Source organism: Priestia sp. SRI_019 (assembly GCF_057586255.1).
Genome location: NZ_JBYCZN010000002.1, coordinates 1,588,697 through 1,608,544, shown reverse-complemented (window position 1 = coordinate 1,608,544; position 19,848 = coordinate 1,588,697). Strand labels below are relative to the sequence as shown.

The window sequence follows — 19,848 nt, the reverse complement described above, 5'->3', positions numbered from 1 at the left end:
TAGAAATATCAATTATTTCAAGTATGGGTGTCAGAAGTTCTAACACATTACTAAATTTAGAAAAAAATGAGACTATCAGCATTTAACGACATGAAAAGGTCTTTTGAAGTGAAAATATTATCATTTCATTCAAGAAAGTTGTTATATCGCAAATTTCGACAAAAAAATTCATCCCTCTTTTCCTATTTTTGTGATAACATTAATTTTGCGATTGCTTCATAAGTTATAGGTCTAATGACTGTTAATAAAATCTTATAGAAATAATTGAGAATAGATAAGATAAATGAACTATAGAAAATCATCGTAGATAAATGTATCGAAGCCTTAGAAACTTGTTGAAATTAAAGACAAGTTTTTAATTTTTATCTAGTGAAGGATGAATATTCAAGAAAAGTCATATAAAGCGCAATATGTATGGTGATGTCTCCTCAGCCACTATCAAAGGAGGCACTCGGCCGCACTGTGGGTAGAAAACTACCTTAGACACGTTTGTTGTCAGGAGTGTGGTGTGAGGTGGGGTTAAATGCCCCTATTAATTTATAAGCATTAACGAATGCGCTGCAGCTACAGCTGCAGCGCATTCGTAAGTGCTTACAAAAAAATATATATAAATAGGAAGAAACAAGGAGTGAATGACGGTGAAAAAAATTAAAAAAGCTATTATTCCAGCTGCTGGACTGGGCACGCGGTTTTTACCCGCAACGAAAGCAATGCCAAAAGAAATGCTTCCAATCGTTGATAAACCAACTATTCAATATATCGTCGAAGAAGCAGTTCAATCAGGTATTGAAGACATTATCATTGTAACAGGCAAAGGAAAACGTGCGATTGAAGATCATTTTGATTATGCTCCAGAACTTGAAAATAATTTAGTTGAAAAAGAAAAGTACGATATTTTAGAAAAAGTACGTCAATCTTCAAACGTAGATATTCACTACATTCGTCAGAAAGAACCAAAAGGGTTAGGTCACGCCGTATGGTGTGCGCGTAACTTTATCGGCGATGAGCCATTTGCCGTGTTGTTAGGCGATGATATTGTCCAAGCAGAAACACCTTGTCTTCGTCAGTTGATGAACGAATATGAACAAACGCTTTCGTCCGTAATAGGCGTGCAAACGGTTCCTGACAATCAAACGCACCGCTACGGCATCGTAGATCCAATTTCAAACGACGGCCGTCGTCATCAAGTAAATACATTTGTAGAAAAACCAGCGGCAGGTACAGCTCCTTCAAATCTAGCAATTATGGGGCGCTACGTCTTCACTCCTGAAATCTTTAAATTTTTAGAAGAACAAGAAGTCGGAGCTGGCGGTGAAATTCAATTAACAGATGCTATTCAAAAGCTAAACGAAATTCAGCGTGTATTTGCGTATGACTTTGAAGGTAAGCGCTATGATGTAGGAGAGAAGCTAGGATTTATTCAGACAACCATTGAATTTGCTCTGCAACATGCTGATTTACGTGATAATTTATTAACAATTATGGAAGATTTATTGAAAAAAGAAACAAAGAAACCGGTAGAAATAGAGTAGAATAGAAGGAGTGAGTTGCGTTGCCATCAGTTGCTGAACCTAAAACGGAAACTTCTATTCAACAAACACAAGTTGTACAAAAGAAAGTTCAGCCTAATAATCAAGCCGGGTACCTTTTGGCTAAGAGATGTATAGATATAGCAGGAGCAATCGTTGGTTTACTTGTTTTGTTTGTTGTTTTTCTTATTGTTGGTCTTTTAATAAAGCTCGAAGACCCTAAAGGTTCAATTTTCTTCTCTCAAAAAAGAGTGGGGAAAAATGGTGAAGAATTTAATATGTATAAATTTCGTTCCATGGTTTCAGATGCAGAAGCAAAATTAGCTGAATTACTTGAACAAAATGAAGCTACGGGCGCGATGTTTAAAATGAAAAATGATCCGCGTATCACGAAGATAGGGAGATTCATCCGGAAAACAAGTATTGATGAACTGCCTCAATTAATTAACGTTTTAAAAGGCGATATGAGTCTAGTAGGACCCAGACCACCGCTTGTAAGAGAAGTAAACGAATATACAGAATACCAACTGCAAAGATTGCTTGTCACTCCGGGCTGTACAGGACTATGGCAAGTAAGCGGAAGAAGTAATGTTGGATTTGAAGAAATGGTCGAATTAGATTTAACATACATAACAACACGTTCCCTCACGGCCGATATTAAAATTATATGCCGAACTATTTTTATGATGTTTGGCTCAAAAAATGCTTACTAAACCAAGGAAAGCTGGTGTCTTAAAATGAACAAAAATTCAAAAATTTATGTAGCTGGCCACAGAGGACTTGTCGGTTCAGCTATCGTGCGAAAACTGCAAGAAAAAGGCTATAGCAATCTAGTGTATCGAACAAGCGCTGAACTAGATTTACGAGACAAGCCGCAAGTAGACGCATTTTTTGCTGAGGAAAAGCCAGAATTTGTTTTTTTAGCAGCCGCTAAAGTAGGCGGTATTGTAGCGAACAATGAATATCCGGCAGAATTTATTCACGATAATTTATTGATTCAATCAAATATTATTGATGCAGCATATCGCAATGATGTAGAGAAACTATTATTTTTAGGAAGCACATGTATTTATCCAAAATTAGCGCCTCAGCCATTAAAAGAAGAATACTTACTAACAGGTGCGCTTGAACCAACAAATGAACCATATGCAATTGCGAAAATTGCTGGAATCAAAATGTGTGAATCGTATAACCGCCAGTACGGCACAAAATACATCTCAGCAATGCCAACTAACCTTTACGGTCCAAACGATAACTTTGACCTTCATACCTCACACGTTCTTCCTGCACTTCTTCGCAAGTTCCACGAAGCGAAAGAAAGCAATGCACCGTTTGTTGAAATGTGGGGAACAGGCACACCAAAACGTGAATTTCTATATTCAGATGACCTAGCAGATGCGTGTGTGTTCTTAATGAATACATACGAAGGTAATGAAATTGTAAATATCGGTGTGGGAGAAGATATTACAATTAAAGAACTTGGCGAAAAAGTAAAAGCAGTTGTTGGTTATGAAGGAGACATTCAATTTGATACATCAAAACCAGACGGAACGCCTCGTAAACTAGTAGACGTAACAAAACTAAACGCTCTTGGCTGGAAAGCAGAAACTGCTTTAGAAGACGGTCTTCAAAAAGCGTATCAATGGTTCTTAGATAACGAACTAGCTGCAGCAAAATAAGTAAATACTTTCACTTAAACTAAATTATAAAATAACAGTTGATATATATGGAGGATACGATGAAAACAGCATTAATTACAGGTGTAACAGGACAAGATGGATCATACTTAGCAGAACTTTTACTAGAAAAAGGCTATGAAGTGCACGGACTAATTCGCCGCAGCTCTTCTTACAATCAAGAACGTCTGGAAGATCTTTTAACAGAAGCAGCAGCAAGCGCATTATTAAATAATTCAAACTTTCACCTTCATTATGGTGACGTAACAGACGCACTAAACGTTACGCGTATCATTGGTGACATTCAGCCAGATGAAATTTATAACCTGGCTGCACAATCACATGTACGTGTGTCTTTTGACATGCCTGGATACACATTAGATGTTGATGCAAAAGGTACGTTAAATATTCTTGAAGCTGTACGTATTTTAGGATTAACAGATAAAACGCGCGTGTACCAAGCTTCTACATCTGAACTGTACGGAAAAGTTCAAGAAGTTCCGCAAAAAGAAACAACGCCTTTCTATCCACGTTCTCCATACGGTGTAGCAAAAATTTACGGATTCTGGATTACAAAAAACTACCGTGAATCTTACAATATGTTTGCAGTAAACGGTATTTTATTTAACCATGAGTCAGAGCGCCGCGGTGAAACGTTCGTAACGCGGAAAATTACGCTTGCAGCTTCACGTATCGCGCAAGGAAAACAACAAAAATTAACGCTAGGAAATTTAGATTCTTTACGCGACTGGGGTTACGCAAAAGACTACGTAGAATGCATGTGGTTAATTCTTCAGCATGACAAGCCGGAAGATTTTGTTATTGCAACAGGTGAAATGCACTCAGTACGTGAGTTTGTACAGCTTGCATTCAAACACACAGGTATTGAAATTGAATGGAGCGGTGAAGGCTTAGAAGAAAAAGGAACAAATAAAGCAACGGGTGAAGTAATTGTAGAAATCGATCCTAAGTTCTTCCGTCCAGCAGAAGTGGATCAACTGTTAGGAGATCCGACTAAAGCGAAGACACTATTAAACTGGAATCCAACGAAGACTTCATTTGAAGAGTTGGTTCGTATTATGGTTGAAGAGGATATGAAAAAGGTTGAAAATGAAGAGAAGATTAAGGTAATGTTTGATTGATTTTAGAATTAGTTAGTTAGGATAAAGAGTGTGTTAGTATGAACTGAGATAAATGTTTTATCTTAACTTATAAAAACTAAAAATAAGAGAGGATTATATACAAAGTTGATTAGAATTATAAATGCCAACTTTATGCTACTTGTATTATTTGTATCGCTACCGTATTTTCCGAATGCTATAATGGGTATCATCCAAGATGTACCTGTTATGGGTTCCTTTTCATATTCTCCCGATGTGAGAATTAATGGGTTAATAAACGATTTTAGATTCATTAAAGAATTAATGGTTTTACTTTTAGGTTCTCTTATATTCCTAGATTTTATGAGAGGGCAGTCAAAGGATAACGTGAAAAAAGCAAGTATTATTTTTATTTCAATGGTTATTACGCTAAGTTTTGGTATTTCCTCACTATTATTTACAAAGTATTTTTCAACTAATATGATTATAGCGGGCATGAGAATTCTCGTTTTTATTTTTATCCCTTTAATGGCAGCAGTTATATATGGCAGAGTTATTTCTAAAAAAGGGCTTTTCTTAATAGCAACTTCAGCTCTACTATGTAATCTTATAATTACAATATTTCAAGGCATTGTTATTAAAGATTATTATGGATGGGCCATAGGGAATCATAGGCTTGTGGGAGCCTTTGAAGGGTCGGGGAATTTAGCTACGTTCGCTTTAGCTTACGCAGTTTTATTATTTGTTTTGAAATTTAATTACAATTTCATAACTAATAAAGTCTATATCTTGTTGCAACTAGTTACATTATTCGTAACCGTTCAAACAGGAACACGCATTGTAATGTTATTAACCCTATTTTTGATATTTTGTTCCATTTATATGTTAGTTACAAATAGGTCTTCTCGCGGGTTGCTAGATTACATCTTTTTTATTGCTATCGTCGTATCAATACCACTCATTTTAAATCTTACGAATTTAGTAGCAGGCCGAGGGGATGCGCTCAAAACTAATCTTGAAAATGGAAGGTTCACTTACATTTTTGAATATTTATCTGGTGCAACTTTTAAAGAAGTATTATTTGGAAGAGGTATAGGTTATGGAACAAATACAGCTTTAAGTTTAGGTAGCCAATATAATATTCAAGATGTTTACTCGGTAATTGTAGACGGAACTTATAATACAATTATCACACAGTTCGGTTTTATAGGGCTGTGTATAGTTTTGTGTCTCTTATTTACGCTAATTATTTATTTAATCCATCTTTATAGAAATAATATTGTCTTTGTGTTAACTTTCGTATTAGTGTTCTTTCTCATCTCATTCGTAGGAAATATTATTGAGCATTATGGATATCTTGTATTAACAATCTTTACTATTTATTTAGTATATATAAAAGAAGAAAAGAGTGTAGGTGTTACAAATGAAAGTTAGTATAGTTCATCCGTTAAAACATCATGTTTTTCATAGTATTAATGGGATTAAAAAATCTTCTCATCAAACTAATGCTCTATTAGGAATGTATGACAAGCAGAACATGATTAGTAATATTTTGAAAAACACCAAGTACAAAAATAAATTTAAAGGATATAGATTAGAAGAGATAGACGAGGTGGTACAGACTAATTTACACCTTAATTTATATTTTTTAGCTTTTCAAAAATATAAAAGCTTACATGATAATTATGTGAATTTTTTTGATCGATCCTCTATAAGAACAATTAAGAAGAGTGAAACTGTTCATGTTCTACAAGATTATTGTAGTCAAGTAATTAAGTATGCTTACAACAACGACAAAAAAATTGTATATGAACAGATACAACCAATTAGTTATACTCAAAGGTTTACTTTGTTAGACGAAATTAAAAATAACAACTTTTCATTACAATATGTTGACAACTTTTTCCCAGAAGGAAAGATACAACAACACATAGATAATATGAAGATGGCTACTCATATACATACTGCGTCTGAATTATCTTATCAAACTGCATTAGAAATAGTAGGTGAAGATAATTCAGGCAAAATATCACTGTGGCCGTATGGAGTGAATCCTAATATGTTAGGAGCCACAGTTTCTTTAGAAGAAATAGAAAATAAGGAAATAGAAAAAAGAAAGATCAAAGTTCTATATATTGGTAGTATTAGTTTAATCAAAGGAATACCATATCTTTTAGAAGCCATACAGAAAATGGAGAATGCTCCAATAGAGTTTACTATTATTGGAACTCCTCGCTTACAAGAAGATCAGAAGTTAATTAAAAGAATAGAGGAGTTAGAAAACGTAAAGTATTTAAAAAGTGTTCCTAATTCTAAGATTGGTGCTATTTATAAGGAAAATGATATTTTTATATTCCCAGCTTTGATGGAAGGATTTGGGATGGTTACATTAGAGGCCATGACTTATGGTTTGCCTTGTATTGTAAATAAATATTGTCAAGGAGTAGTAACCGATAATATGGATGGATTTATTGTTAATCCTCAAAATTCAGAAGAAATTATAAATTCTCTAGAATATTTCTTAGAAAACCCAGATGAACTTAAGAGGATGTCTATAAATGCTTACAATAATTCTCAAAAATATACTTGGAAAAGGTATTCAAAAAAATGGAGTGAATTTTACAATACTTTAATGTAAAGGTGATAAAATTGAAGATAGCTATTATTGGAGATAGTATTTCCGAAGGAATTGGGAGTAAGAAAATAAATTATTGTAAAATATTAGAGAGTCAGTTTAAGGATTTTCAATTCAAAAACTTTTCTTTAACGGGGACTACTATTAAATATGCTTTACAACAAAAAGACAATATATTACATTATAATCCTGAAGTGTTAATTGTTTGTTATGGTCAAGTAGAAGCTTTAACAAGACCTAAAGATAATACAATCGCTTATAGATTAGCACCTAGTAGATATAAAAGACTAGGAATGATGGACCCTAGAGCTTTATATACAAGCAAGTCATTAAAGAAGTTAGTTCAAAAATTCGACTCAAATATAAGATATAATTTCAAGAAATTGTTAATTCGTAATTTAGGATATGTTCAATGGGTAGGTATAGAAGAGTTTGAAGAATTATATATGAAATTTATTGAAAGCGTCAGTAAGAATATAAAATACGTAATTTTATTATCAACTGTCAATATTAATGATCATTATTTCCCTTACTGTACTAATGAATTCCAAAAATATAATAAAGTCATTGAAAAGATAGCGTTAGAAAAAAACCTATCATATATTAATATATATAATCAATTAAGTCATTATGAATTTGACGAAGTTTTCTTACATGATCATTTTCATCCCAATTCCCAAGGTTACGAAGTTATAAGTCGTTCAATAGCAGAAGAAATAAATAAACTAGGTAGTTGAGGGGATATTTTTTGAGTAAAAAACCAATTAGTTTTTTAGCTAAAACAACTTTGTATGTAGGAATTTTATCCTTTATGATTAAATTTTTAGGTTTTTTTAGAGAACTATTAATAGGATACTACTATGGAACAACTTATAAAGCAGATGCTATTATATTATCTTTAACACTTCCTACAATTATTTTTGCAGCATTTCAATCAGCAATCGGTACCTCATACGTGCCGATTTTTTCTAAATTGAAAAAACAAAAAAAACAAGATGCTACTCAATTTACTAACAATTTAATTACAATTCTAAGTTTAGTTAGTTTATTAATAATGCTAGTTTTGTTAGTGTTTAATAAGCATGTCATGAGTATGTTAGGTGGAGAACTTAGTACAGAATCTCTAAGCTTAACAACTAAATTAACATATTTTGTGATACCTTCTTTGGTTTTTTCGAGTGTTTCTGTAGTTCTAACAAGCTTTTTACAATGTCATGAGGCTTTTAAGCAAGCCTTATTAGCAAGCTTTCCTAATTATGTTTTGGTTATAATAAGCTTTTTCATAGCTCCTATCTTTGGAATATACGTTATAACATTAATGGTTTTTATCGGAAGTATAATTCAGTTAGGAATTTTATATGCATTGGCTAGAAGATATGGTTATCGTTATTATTTTCAATTAGATTTTAGGCACCCTAATCTTAAGTCCCTATACACATTATTAGTTCCAGTTACCGTGGGAATAGGAGTTCAACAAATTGTAACGATAGTGGATAGGTTATTAGCCTCAAGTGTTGGAGAAGGTGGTATAGCAGCTTTAAATTATGCAGGAAAGCTAAATGGCTTTATATTTGGTATTATTTCGTACGCTATAGTTACGGTTGTTTTCCCTTTAATGGCTAAGATGAATGCAAAAAGCAGTGATCAAGTCAATTTATTAGAAAACTCTATAAAAACAACTAATATATTACTAATTCCTTTAATAATGTTTACTTTATTATTTAATAATGAAATTGTAAAAGTATTATTTGGGAGAGGTAGTTTTACAGAATCAGATATTTTTGTTACTTCGGGGATTCTGTTTTACTATACTTTAGGTATGATATTTTTTAGCTATAGAGATATATTAGTTAGGGTATTTTATGCAGTTGAAAATATTAAGGTACCCTTAATTAGTGGGGTTTTAACAGTTGTATTAAATGTTGCTATGAGTTTAAGTTTTATCAAATATTTGGGGATTAACGGAATTGCTCTTGGTACGAGTCTGGCTATAGCAGTTACTACCATCTTCTTATTTCACAGTGTACATAAATTTATTGGGAGTTTAAAATGGAGAAACTTAATTGTGAATTTATGTAAAGTTTTTTTTAGTTCTTTAATTTCCATCTTGACATTATATTTTGTGAATCTTAATTTACAAAAAGTTATTATTTTAAATAGTAACTTTCAGTTACTAATTTATATTGTATCTATGTTCTTGGTTTTTATGGGAATATATTTTCTCTTTTTTAATTACATAAATAGAAAAAGAAGTATATATTTTACTAACCAGAAAGACATTTAACTTTTATGGAGTGTTTTATAAAATGAAAATTTTACATGTAATTTCTAATTTGGCACCTCGGTATGGAGGACCCTCTCAGGCTATCCTGGGGATGACTAAGAGTTTGGCGGAATCTGGGCACGACGTAACTATTTTTACTACGAATCAAGATGGAAGGGATACATTGAATGTACCTATTAATCAATTTATAGTAAAGGACGGTGTGAAAATCAAATACTTTCCTATTCAAAATCCGCGTTTTTTTGGTACATCGTTCCCTTTAGCTAATGCTTTAAAAAAAGAAATAAAAAATTTTGATATAGTGCATATACATTCATTATATTTATTCCATGGAGCTATGGCAGCTCATTATTGTAGAAAGTATGACGTTCCTTACATTGTAAGACCTCATGGGACGCTAGATCCATTTTTATATAAAAGACATAGGAGAAGAAAGGCTATTTTAGAGTTTTTATTTGAAAATAAAAATTTAAGTCAGGCTGCAGCTTTACATTATACTACGGAAGAAGAATGGGAATTAGCTAAAGAATTTATTAACAATCCAAATGGTTTTGTTGTTCCAAATGGTATTAACCTAGAGAATTATTACAGTCCCAAATCCCTAGATGACTTTTATGATAAATATCCAGAAATTAAAGGTAAAAAAGTGGTATTGTTTTTTAGTCGATTAAATTTTAAAAAAGGTTTAGATTTATTAATTGATTCTTTCACTCAAGTCGCAAAACAAAAAGAGGATGTACACTTGATGATTGTAGGGCCAGATAATGAAGGGTATGGGGTACAGGTTAAAGAGTGGATAAAAGAAAATAATATTGATAATAAGGTAACATTTACAGGAATGCTTTCGGGTGATGAAAAATTACAAGCTTTATCAGTAGCAGAAATGTTTGTGCTTCCATCATACTCTGAAAATTTCGGGATTTCAGTTATAGAAGCTATGATTATGGGATTACCTGTTATCATATCGAATAAAGTGAATATATATCGTGAATTACTTAAGTGTGATGCAGGAGAAGTAGTAAATTGTAATAGTGAAGAGCTTACTAGAAGTATCTTAAAATTATTAGATGATACCACATATGCTCAAAGATTAGCTAGTAATGGAGAAAAAATGGTTAAAGAATATTATCAGTGGTCTGAAGTAGGTAAGTCGCTTGAAAAAAATTATAAGTCAATTGTAAATGTGTAAATAAATATATGAGATGGTTTTGGGGGAGTATTCTTGGTAGATTTAACTGTTATTATTCTTACTAAAAATGAAGAGGCAAATATAAAAAAATGTATTGATTCTTTTAATGGAATAGTTAAAAGGTTTGTTATTGTTGACAGTTACAGTACAGATCGTACTAAGGAAATATGCGAGGGATTAGATTTAGATTTCTATGAACGGAAATTTGATAACCATGCTTCTCAATTTAACTGGGCCTTAGAAAATACCAATATAAACACAGAGTGGGTTATGAGAATGGATGCGGATGAGGAACTTACTCCAGAATTATCTTTGGAAATAGAAAATCGCTTAAAAATATTACCTTCAAATATAAATGGTATTATTTTAAAGCGTAGAGTATATTTTATGGGAAAATGGATTAAACGAGGCGGAGTCTATCCTCAATGTCTTCTTCGTATATTTAGAAATAGAACTGCAGTTTGCGAGCAAAAAGTAATGGATGAGCATATTATACTCTTGAGTGGAGAGTCAATAACTTTCAAAAGTGATCTAATAGATAATAATACTAAAGATTTGGACTGGTGGACTAATAAGCATAATTGGTATTCTAATAAAGAGGTAGAAGAATACTATAATACACAGAAATTAATGACTCAACAACAAGAAGTTAAGCCTAGTTTATTTAGAGGACAAGCTGAAAGAAAAAGGTGGATCAAAAATTTCCTTTACTACAAGATTCCCTTATTTCAACGCCCGAAATGGTATTTCTTCTATAGGTATATAATACGCTTAGGTTTTTTAGATGGTAAAGAAGGTTTAGTATTTCATTTTTTACAAGGATACTGGTATCGATTTTTAGTAGACTCAAAAATTTATGAGTCACAACAATTGGGTAAAATTGCAAAAACAGATGGAGACTTAAAGTAATAATTATTTAAAAGCATTGGGTGAAAAAATGAAAAATAATATAAAGTTAGAGAGGTATAATCAAGATTGGTACTCTCGGGGTAGAAACGGCCTTATAGTAATGATATGGTGGTTTGTTCAAGCTACAATGTTCCGGTTTTCTTTACATAACATGTATAATTGGCGGAATTTTTTAATACGCTTGTTTGGTGCTAACATAGGCAAAGGTGTTAGAATTCGTTCTAATGCAAAATTTACTTATCCATGGAAAGTAAGCATTGGTGATTATTCGTGGATTGGGGATAATGTTCAGTTTTACAGTCTAGATGAAATTCATATTGGATCTAACTGTGTTGTGTCTCAGGAAAGTTATTTATGTACTGGAAGTCATAATATTAAAGATCCTCATTTTGGTTTAATTACAAAACCAATTGTTATAAAAGATGGTTCATGGGTAGCTAGCGATGTGTTTATTTATCCAGGTGTCACAATTAATGAAATGGCTGTGGTAGCAGCTCGAAGTACGGTCATAAAAGACATACCGGCCAACGAAGTACACGCAGGTTCGCCTGCAAAGTATGTTAAAAAACGCTTTGAGGAAGATGAATTACTGTGAAAAAGAAAAAAATTGCCTTCGTTATTAATTATTTTTATCCTGACTTTGCATCTACGGGTCAGTTACTTACAGAACTATGCTTAGATCTTCAAGAGGACTTTGAAATCACAGTTATAGCTGCTCAGCCGGGTTATGCAGGGGAGCAAACTAAAACAACTAAACTATTTGAAGAAGATTACTTAGAGAATATAAAAGTCATTCGTATTCGCTTGCCGAAAGTTGATAAGACTTCCAAAGTAAGCCGAATGAAATATATATTCTCTTATTTTATGTTAGCAAACCTTGCTCTGTGGAAAGAAAAAGGTGTGGATGCTATTTATACTATTTCTCAGCCTCCTGTATTAGGCGGCTTAATTGGTACTATAGGGAAATTCCTGAAGCGTTCAAAGCATATTTACAACATTCAAGATTTTAATCCAGAGCAAGCGGCAGCTGTGAGCTATACTAATAAACAATCTATTTTTAAATTAGCTAAAAAAGTTGATATGTTGAGCTGTAGTTATTCGGACTGTGTTATTGTAGTTGGAAATGATATGAGTGAAACATTAAAAAAACGTTTTGATAATAAGAAGGTTCCTAATCATGTAGTCATTAACAACTGGACCAATGAAGATGAGATTATTCCTTTTGATAAAAAAGATGTTCACATCCAACAATTTCTTGAAGAGAATGATTTACAAAATAAATTCATTATTATGTATTCTGGAAATATTGGTCTTTATTATGATTTGGAAAATATCATAAGGGTGACTGAGCACTTTAAGAGGTATGAAGACCTTGCATTTGTTTTTATCGGAGAAGGTGCCGTTAAGCAAAAAATGCAATCATTTGTAGACGAAAAAGAAATTAGCAACGTGCATTTCTTACCGTATCAACCAAAGGAATTTATTAAGTATTCGTTAAATGCTGCTGATGTTCATTTAGTTGTGAATCAAAAAGGAATCAAAGGTGTATCTGTGCCTAGTAAGATTTATGGTGTTATGGCGGCTGGAAAACCAATTTTAGGTGTATTAGAGCAAGGTAGTGAGGCTCAAATGTTAATTGCAAAAGGCAAATGTGGTGTTGTAGTGGAACCGCAAGATTATCAAGGAATTACTGAGCAAATAGAGTATCTCTATAAATTAGAAAAAGAAAAATTATTAAATTTAGGTTTTAATGGACGGGACTATTTAGATCAGCATCTGAAGCGTGAAATTTCGATTAATAAATATCGTGAAACATTACATAATGTTTTACAATCTTAAGTGATATGTGAAAGGGTGCTTGAAAAATGAAAATTGCAGTGGCTGGTACAGGCTATGTTGGTCTAGTAACGGGTGTTTGTTTAGCAGAAAATGGCCATGCTGTTACTTGTGTAGACATAGACGATAAAAAAGTGGCGTTAATGAAAACAGGAATTTCCCCTATTTATGAACCAGGTCTTGAAGAACTAATGAATAATAATATGGAACGTTTGCATTTTACAACAGACTATCAGTCGGCTTATAAAGATGCAGACGTTATTTTTATAGGTGTTGGTACTCCAGAAAAATCCGATGGCTCAGCAAATTTGAGTTACGTGTACGGCGTAGCGGAGCAAATTGCTTCTAGCATTGAAAAAGACTGCGTAGTAGTAGTGAAATCCACAGTGCCAATTGGTACGAATGATAAAATTGAGAGTCTGATTAAATCTCAGTTGAAACATGACGTGAATGTATATGTTGCTTCGAATCCAGAGTTTTTATCACAAGGAACCGCTGTAAGAGATACGTTGTATACTTCTCGAATTGTAATTGGAGTAGAAGAAGAAGCTGCTGGTGAGACATTAAAAGAAGTATATAAAAACTTTGATGCCCCTATTGTCGTAACGAATAGAAAAAGTGCTGAAATGATTAAATATGCATCTAATGATTTCTTAGCGTTAAAGATATCATTTATTAATGAGATTGCAAATCTATGTGAGATCATTGGCGCAGATATTGAAGATGTGGCGCTTGGTATGGGTTATGACGGTCGTATTGGAAATAAGTTTTTAAATGCAGGAATTGGTTACGGGGGATCTTGTTTCCCGAAAGATACCAAAGCATTACACTGGCTGGCGAATTTCCATGATTATGAGTTAAAAACGGTTAAGGCTGCGATTGATGTAAATGAAAATCAAAAGCTTAAGCTTATTAAAAAATCCAGAAAATATTTTGATAGTTTAAAAGGATTAAATGTAGCTGTGCTTGGTTTGACCTTCAAGCCGGGAACAGATGATTTACGAGAAGCACCTACGCTTGTAAATATTCCGCTTATGTTAGAAGATGGAGCAAATGTTAAGGCTTGGGATCCGATTGGCATTGATAATTTTAAGAAAGTACATCCGGAAGATGTGACATATTGTTATTCAATTGAAGAAACGCTTAAAGATGCAGATGTTTGCTTTATCTTTACAGAGTGGGATCAAGTAAAGCACTTTGATTTAGCAAATTACAGCAAATTAATGAAGAATCCAATTGTTATTGACGGTAGAAACTGCTACGACCTAGAAAGTGTAAAAGATGCAACTATGGTGTATGATTCTATTGGAAGAGAGACGATTCATAACTTAGAAGTTTCATTAATTTAATGGTATAAGTTTAAAATAAAGTTAATTTAAAATAAATTACGTGTAAGAGCTGCAAAGAAGCAGGTCTTTTTTTATTGGAGGGAAATAAATGAAACTTGTGTTGTTATCAGGTGGGTCTGGTAAGCGTCTGTGGCCATTATCAAACGATACGCGTTCGAAGCAGTTTTTAAGGGTACTAGAAGGACGAGATGGACAGAAAGAATCGATGGTTCAGCGCGTCTGGAATCAAATTGAAGCGGTTGGGTTAAATGAGTCAACGGTTATAGCTACTTCTAAGCTTCAGCGTGATATGATTACAAGCCAAGTCGGAACGGATATTCCGTTGATTATTGAACCTGAACGCCGTGATACGTTTCCGGCCATTGCTTTAGCAGCTTCATACCTTCATTCCGAGGAGCAAGCATCTGAAGATGAAATTGTTGTCGTACTGCCAGTTGATCCGTACGTGGAAGACGGTTTTTTTGAACGTGTAAAAGTTTTAGAAAGTGTGCTTCGTGATTCAAAAGCTGATTTAGCGTTAATGGGTGTTACACCTACGTATCCTTCATCTAAGTACGGATATATCGTGCCGGAAGGAAAGGTACAAGGAGACAGTTATTTTACAGTGAATTGTTTTACAGAAAAGCCGAGTGAAGAAGCAGCTGTTGGATTAATTAATCAGCGTGCGCTTTGGAACTGCGGCGTTTTCGCGTTTCGCTTAGGTTATTTGCTTCAAATTTTACAAGAGAAAAACCTCCCGCTTCAATTTGACACGCTGCACAAAGAATATACAACGTTGCCCAAAATTAGTTTTGATTATGAAGTAGTAGAGAAAGCCAGCCATATTGTCGCTCTTCCATATGATGGTTATTGGAAAGATCTTGGTACTTGGAATACGTTAACGGAAGAAATGGCGACATCTCAAATTGGAAAAGGTGTATTAACGGATGATTCAACTAATACGCATTTAGTAAATGAGTTAGATATTCCGGTTACGGTGCTAGGGGTGAAAGATGTAGTTGTTGCGGCTAGTCCAGACGGAATCTTAGTTGCGGATAAAGCATCTAGTCCTAAGATTAAAGAGATTATTGGTAACTGGAACTATCCTCCAATGTATGAAGAGCGTCTGTGGGGCTGGTCACGCGTGTTAGATTATGCGAAGTATGATGAAGAAACTGAAATGGTAACAAAACGTATTCATATTTCAAAAGGAAAGAACTCGACGTATCATTATCATAATTTACGTGACGAGGTATGGACGATTGTACGTGGAGAGGGGGAGCTTGCCCTTGATGATTACATTCGCCGCGTAAAAGCAGGAGATATTATTCACTTGCCAGCTGGTAAAAAGCACGGAATTCATGCGTTAACTGACCTTGAATTTATTGAAGTCCAAACGGGGAAAGTCATTTCAAATGAAGATGTAATTCGCCTTGTGTATGATTGGAACGATGTAATCAAGCAATTCCAATCGTCAAGACCGCAGGTGATTTTGTAAAAGATAGAAGCTTAGATAAAGTCAAAGCTTCTATTTTTTATGTAACTAATGAGGAGGTGCTTCTGGTTGAAAACAATTGCCTATTATATTTCAGACTACGGATATGGCCATGCGACTAGAAGCACGGCCATTATTCGTGAATTATTAAAGCAAAATGAAAAAATAGAAATTATTATTTGTCATTCATTTGCGATTGAGTTTCTTAGACAATCTTTTAAATATGAACAGCGCGTGAGGTTTCGAGAGATTTTAACGGATGTCGGCTACGTGCTAAAAGAAAATTCACTAGAACCAGACGCTGATTTGTTAAATCATCAAGTTGCTTCTTATGTATCAAGCTTTCATACGAAGCTTATGTATGAAAAGAGCTTTATGAAAGTAGCCAATGTTTCATTTGTGGTTTCGGATATTTCTCCGTTAGGAATCGCAGGTGCCTATCTATTAAAATTGCCTTCTCTGGGAATATCAAATTTTACGTGGTTCACAGCATACGAAGGATTAATTGGTGGCCTATCGCTGAAATTTTTAGAGGATCGATACAAGCAGATGACATATCAGTTTTCGCTGGCATGCAGTGATGAGCCACATTGGGGTATAAAAGAAAATCAGAGCTTTGGTTTTTATTCAAGAGAAATAGAAGATTATGAAGTACAGCGTATTCGCAGAGAGATCGATCCTGAAGGTGAGAGTCACATCATCTACTTCGGTCTAGGGATGAAAGTAGATATTGGAACGTTGTCTGACTTGCCTATTTGGCAAAGTCCTAACTGCAAGTTTATCGTTTCATCGAATGTCAATGTTACTCATCCCAATATTTATAAAATTCCTCAAGATGAAACAGAAACGCAGCACTATGTAGCAGCGGCTGATCTTGCTTTAACAAAAGCAGGCTGGGGTACGATCAGTGAAGCGGTTTGCGCTGGGGTGCCGCTGTTGATTACAAATCGCAGCAGCATGAAAGAAGATCGTCATACGATTGATTATTTAGTTCGTCACCAGCTATGCGACTTAATAGAGTGGAAAGAGTTAGAAAGCTTAGTAGTGACTCCTTCGCTCATTGAGACATGCAGGCGGCAGCAAATCAATCGCTATAAAAACCAAGCGGTACATATCGCCGAAGAAATTAATAAAAAAATAAACAGTAAGTAAGGAGTTCATTCAAAACGATGAAAAAAGCACCTATTTTTTTAGCGCCTCTATTTCAAGAACGTATCTGGGGTGGAACCGAGTTGGAGAGTCAGTACGGGTATAGTATACCTTCTGCTCAAACAGGCGAGTGCTGGGCCATTTCTGCTCATCCAAACGGTCCAAATACAGTTCGAGAAGGTCATTATGCCGGCAAAACGCTAGGTGAGCTTTGGGATGAGCATCCAGAGATATTTGGGCATTTTAACAGCCCTTGCTTTCCGCTTTTAACAAAAATTTTAGATGCTAATGACGATTTATCCATTCAAGTGCATCCAGGTGATGAGTATGCACAGGAGTTCGAAAATGGTGAGCTCGGGAAAACAGAATGTTGGTATATCCTAGACTGTAAAGAAGATGCGACGATGATTTTTGGTCACCGTGCACAAAGTAAAGAAGAATTTATGCAGTTAGTAAACGAAGGTCACTGGAATGATTTATTGCAGCGTGTAAAAATCAAGCCCGGTGATTTTTTCTATGTTCCAAGCGGTACGCTGCATGCTCTTTGTGAAGGAACTCTAGTTCTTGAAACGCAGCAAAGTTCAGATACAACGTATCGTGTGTATGACTATAATCGCCTCGGACAAGAAGGAAAGCTGCGAGAACTTCACTTAGAAAAAGCAATTGATGTGACAACCATTCCTCATACTGAATCACATATAGAGCCTATTAGTATTCAAGAAAAAGGCGGCACCATCACTACTTTTTTAGAAGAAGATTATTTTTCTGTCTATAAATGGGATATACAGTCTTCGCTTGAGTTAGTTCAAACTCACCATTTTACATTAGGAAGTGTGATTGAAGGAAACGGAATGCTTTGGACAGAAGAAGGAGAGTTTCCGCTGCAAAAAGGAGATCATTTTATTTTGCCAAGTTCGATTGAAGCATTTACTTTAACAGGCCAGCTCGAAGTTATTGCTTCTCATCCAAATGAGAAGAGTCAGCGTATGTACGAAGCTGCAAATGTTGCTGGAGATATGGCGAAAATCTAACGAACCCTGTAAAAAACATAATAGGCCATTTATCATAGAACGTATAAATATTTTACATGTTGTGTCGATATAAAGATAGAAAGAAAAAATAAGAACTGTCAATATTTCATTTAATTTACAAAAGAATATAGTAAAAGAATCTTTTGTCAACTATAATGAACAGTATATTGAATTTTTAGAAGTTACTAAGTTCGGAGGTCAACTATGGAAGAGACAATTAGTTTGCGAGAGTTGTTTGCAGTGCTTCGTAAGCGTCTTTGGCTTATTGTACTGATTACAATTATCGCTGCAACCGTAAGTGGAGTAATCAGCTTTTTTGTGCTAACGCCTGTGTATGAATCAAAGACACAAATTTTAGTCAATCAAGCGAAAAATGATCAGCAATTGTACAATACGCAAACCGTTCAAACAAACGTACAGCTTATTAACACGTACAATGACATTATTACAAGTCCGGCTATCTTAGATAAAGTGGTCAAAGAGTTAAAAATGGATAAGTCTGCTCAATCCCTAAGCGGTCAAATTCAAGTAACAAGCGCGCAGGACTCGCAGGTAGCACAGATTGTCGTACAAGATACAAGTGCAAAACGTGCAGCTCAAATTGCGAATACAACGGCTTCTGTTTTCCAAAAACAAGTGCCTAAGCTTATGAATGTAGACAATGTTAAAGTGCTGTCAAAAGCAACGGTTGGTGAAAGTGCAAGTCCTGTTAAACCTCAGCCGCTTTTAAATATTGCGATCGCAGTAGTAGTTGGCTTAATGGTAGGTATTGGGCTATCATTCTTACTTGAGTACTTAGACAACACGTTAAAAACGGAGCAAGATATTGAAAATATTCTAGACCTTCCTGTAATTGGAGTCGTGACGAATATTAAAGATGTGCCTAAGCCAACAAACGTATCGCGCCCAGATGTAGCTGCTCGCGTAACGCAAAGAGGTGAAACGTATGGCTCGTAAAAACAAAGCTCAAAAAAATGATAAAATGCTGACGTTAAAAAGACGTTTGCTCGCTCATAACAGTCCAAAAGATCCGGTAGCAGAACAGTACCGTACGATTCGTACCAATATTCAGTTCTCAAACGTTGATCAAGATATTAAGACGATTGTCTTAACGTCAAGCGGAGCGGAAGAAGGGAAGTCTACGACCTCTTCTAATCTAGCAACGGTTTACGCGCAGCAAGGTTTAAACGTATTACTTATTGATGCTGATTTACGTAAACCAACGGGTCACTACACATTCCGTTTAGAAAACCACATTGGTCTTACGAATGTATTAACTCGTCAATCTACGTTAGCGCAAGCGGTTCAAGAATCAGAAATTCCTCATCTTTCTGTTCTAACAAGCGGTCCGATTCCGCCAAATCCATCTGAACTGTTAGCATCTGCTCAGATGACCGAGTTGTTAAAAGAAATGAAGAAACAGTTTGATATGATTATTTTTGATACGCCGCCGATTTTGGCTGTGGCCGATGCGCAGATCTTAGCCAATCAAGTAGATGGCACGATTTTAGTAGTCAGCAGCGGTAAAACAGAGAAAGACGCTGCGTTAAAATCGAAAGAGTTGTTAAGCAATGCGCAAGGCAAACTACTTGGAGTTGTGTTAAATAACCGCAAAGTCGAAGAAGGTAATTATTATTACTACTATGGTCAAAACTAGTTAGTAACCAGCGCCTCTCTAGTTCGAACT

18 protein-coding genes are annotated in these 19,848 nt (G+C 34.6%); all 18 read left to right on the top strand.

Going from position 1 to position 19,848, the window contains the following annotated elements:
• The first annotated feature begins 638 nt into the window (after window positions 1–638).
• The 18 genes from galU (at window position 639) to AC2YJL_RS18290 (ending at window position 19,818) form a co-directional block, all read left to right on the top strand.
• Window positions 639–1,532, top strand: a complete 894-nt coding sequence (gene galU / locus AC2YJL_RS18375; RefSeq protein ID WP_487374866.1) for a UTP--glucose-1-phosphate uridylyltransferase GalU — start codon at window positions 639–641, stop codon at window positions 1,530–1,532.
• A 56-nt stretch (window positions 1,533–1,588) separates the two neighbouring features.
• Window positions 1,589–2,242, top strand: a complete 654-nt coding sequence (locus AC2YJL_RS18370) for a sugar transferase (RefSeq protein WP_487374881.1) — start codon at window positions 1,589–1,591, stop codon at window positions 2,240–2,242.
• 24 nt (window positions 2,243–2,266) lie between these two features.
• Complete coding sequence (gene fcl, locus AC2YJL_RS18365) at window positions 2,267–3,208, top strand: GDP-L-fucose synthase (protein WP_487374865.1); 942 nt, start codon at window positions 2,267–2,269, stop codon at window positions 3,206–3,208.
• A 59-nt stretch (window positions 3,209–3,267) separates the two neighbouring features.
• On the top strand, window positions 3,268–4,347 hold the full coding sequence (gene gmd, locus AC2YJL_RS18360) for a GDP-mannose 4,6-dehydratase (RefSeq protein WP_487374864.1): 1,080 nt from the start codon (window positions 3,268–3,270) through the stop codon (window positions 4,345–4,347).
• 105 nt (window positions 4,348–4,452) lie between these two features.
• Window positions 4,453–5,739: a hypothetical protein gene (locus tag AC2YJL_RS18355; protein WP_487374863.1), complete on the top strand. Its 1,287-nt coding sequence runs from the start codon at window positions 4,453–4,455 to the stop codon at window positions 5,737–5,739.
• The gene (locus tag AC2YJL_RS18350) at window positions 5,729–6,943 is read left to right on the top strand and encodes a glycosyltransferase family 4 protein (RefSeq protein ID WP_487374862.1); all 1,215 of its coding nucleotides are present in this window, start codon (window positions 5,729–5,731) and stop codon (window positions 6,941–6,943) included. The genes AC2YJL_RS18355 and AC2YJL_RS18350 overlap by 11 nt, the downstream gene beginning before the upstream one ends.
• An 11-nt stretch (window positions 6,944–6,954) precedes the next feature.
• On the top strand, window positions 6,955–7,677 hold the full coding sequence (locus AC2YJL_RS18345; protein ID WP_487374861.1) for an SGNH/GDSL hydrolase family protein: 723 nt from the start codon (window positions 6,955–6,957) through the stop codon (window positions 7,675–7,677).
• Window positions 7,678–7,688: 11 nt separating this feature from the next.
• Window positions 7,689–9,224 carry a murein biosynthesis integral membrane protein MurJ gene (gene murJ, locus AC2YJL_RS18340; protein WP_487374860.1) on the top strand — a complete coding sequence of 512 codons (1,536 nt, stop codon included), beginning with the start codon at window positions 7,689–7,691 and terminating at the stop codon, window positions 9,222–9,224.
• Between the two features lie 22 nt (window positions 9,225–9,246).
• Window positions 9,247–10,413: a glycosyltransferase gene (locus AC2YJL_RS18335; protein ID WP_487374859.1), complete on the top strand. Its 1,167-nt coding sequence runs from the start codon at window positions 9,247–9,249 to the stop codon at window positions 10,411–10,413.
• Between the two features lie 33 nt (window positions 10,414–10,446).
• Window positions 10,447–11,322: a glycosyltransferase family 2 protein gene (locus AC2YJL_RS18330; RefSeq protein WP_487374858.1), complete on the top strand. Its 876-nt coding sequence runs from the start codon at window positions 10,447–10,449 to the stop codon at window positions 11,320–11,322.
• A gap of 28 nt (window positions 11,323–11,350) precedes the next feature.
• A complete protein-coding gene (locus AC2YJL_RS18325; RefSeq protein WP_487374857.1) occupies window positions 11,351–11,917 on the top strand; it encodes a WcaF family extracellular polysaccharide biosynthesis acetyltransferase in 567 nt (188 codons plus the stop codon).
• Window positions 11,914–13,161 (top strand): glycosyltransferase family 4 protein, encoded by a 1,248-nt coding sequence (locus AC2YJL_RS18320; RefSeq protein WP_487374856.1) that lies wholly within the window; start codon window positions 11,914–11,916, stop codon window positions 13,159–13,161. Before AC2YJL_RS18325 ends, AC2YJL_RS18320 begins: the two co-directional genes overlap by 4 nt.
• A 26-nt stretch (window positions 13,162–13,187) precedes the next feature.
• Window positions 13,188–14,507 (top strand): UDP-glucose dehydrogenase family protein, encoded by a 1,320-nt coding sequence (locus AC2YJL_RS18315; RefSeq protein ID WP_487374855.1) that lies wholly within the window; start codon window positions 13,188–13,190, stop codon window positions 14,505–14,507.
• A gap of 88 nt (window positions 14,508–14,595) precedes the next feature.
• On the top strand, window positions 14,596–15,984 hold the full coding sequence (locus AC2YJL_RS18310) for a sugar phosphate nucleotidyltransferase (protein WP_487374854.1): 1,389 nt from the start codon (window positions 14,596–14,598) through the stop codon (window positions 15,982–15,984).
• 66 nt (window positions 15,985–16,050) lie between these two features.
• The gene (locus AC2YJL_RS18305; RefSeq protein ID WP_487374853.1) at window positions 16,051–17,133 is read left to right on the top strand and encodes a glycosyltransferase; all 1,083 of its coding nucleotides are present in this window, start codon (window positions 16,051–16,053) and stop codon (window positions 17,131–17,133) included.
• Between the two features lie 17 nt (window positions 17,134–17,150).
• Complete coding sequence (gene manA / locus AC2YJL_RS18300) at window positions 17,151–18,161, top strand: mannose-6-phosphate isomerase, class I (protein WP_487374852.1); 1,011 nt, start codon at window positions 17,151–17,153, stop codon at window positions 18,159–18,161.
• Between the two features lie 204 nt (window positions 18,162–18,365).
• Window positions 18,366–19,118, top strand: coding sequence for a YveK family protein (locus AC2YJL_RS18295; RefSeq protein ID WP_251468730.1), 753 nt, complete (start codon window positions 18,366–18,368; stop codon window positions 19,116–19,118).
• Entirely contained in the window at window positions 19,108–19,818 is a 711-nt protein-coding gene (locus AC2YJL_RS18290) for a CpsD/CapB family tyrosine-protein kinase (RefSeq protein ID WP_487374851.1), read from the top strand. Before AC2YJL_RS18295 ends, AC2YJL_RS18290 begins: the two co-directional genes overlap by 11 nt.
• Window positions 19,819–19,848 lie beyond the last annotated feature (30 nt).

Coding starts and splice junctions, on each gene's coding strand:
- AC2YJL_RS18335 (WP_487374859.1), top strand. CDS start 9,247: ATGAAAATTTTACATGTAATTTCTAATTTGGCACCTCGGTATGGAGGA.
- fcl (WP_487374865.1), top strand. CDS start 2,267: ATGAACAAAAATTCAAAAATTTATGTAGCTGGCCACAGAGGACTTGTC.
- AC2YJL_RS18310 (WP_487374854.1), top strand. CDS start 14,596: ATGAAACTTGTGTTGTTATCAGGTGGGTCTGGTAAGCGTCTGTGGCCA.
- AC2YJL_RS18315 (WP_487374855.1), top strand. CDS start 13,188: ATGAAAATTGCAGTGGCTGGTACAGGCTATGTTGGTCTAGTAACGGGT.
- AC2YJL_RS18295 (WP_251468730.1), top strand. CDS start 18,366: ATGGAAGAGACAATTAGTTTGCGAGAGTTGTTTGCAGTGCTTCGTAAG.
- AC2YJL_RS18350 (WP_487374862.1), top strand. CDS start 5,729: ATGAAAGTTAGTATAGTTCATCCGTTAAAACATCATGTTTTTCATAGT.
- manA (WP_487374852.1), top strand. CDS start 17,151: ATGAAAAAAGCACCTATTTTTTTAGCGCCTCTATTTCAAGAACGTATC.
- gmd (WP_487374864.1), top strand. CDS start 3,268: ATGAAAACAGCATTAATTACAGGTGTAACAGGACAAGATGGATCATAC.
- AC2YJL_RS18290 (WP_487374851.1), top strand. CDS start 19,108: ATGGCTCGTAAAAACAAAGCTCAAAAAAATGATAAAATGCTGACGTTA.
- AC2YJL_RS18325 (WP_487374857.1), top strand. CDS start 11,351: ATGAAAAATAATATAAAGTTAGAGAGGTATAATCAAGATTGGTACTCT.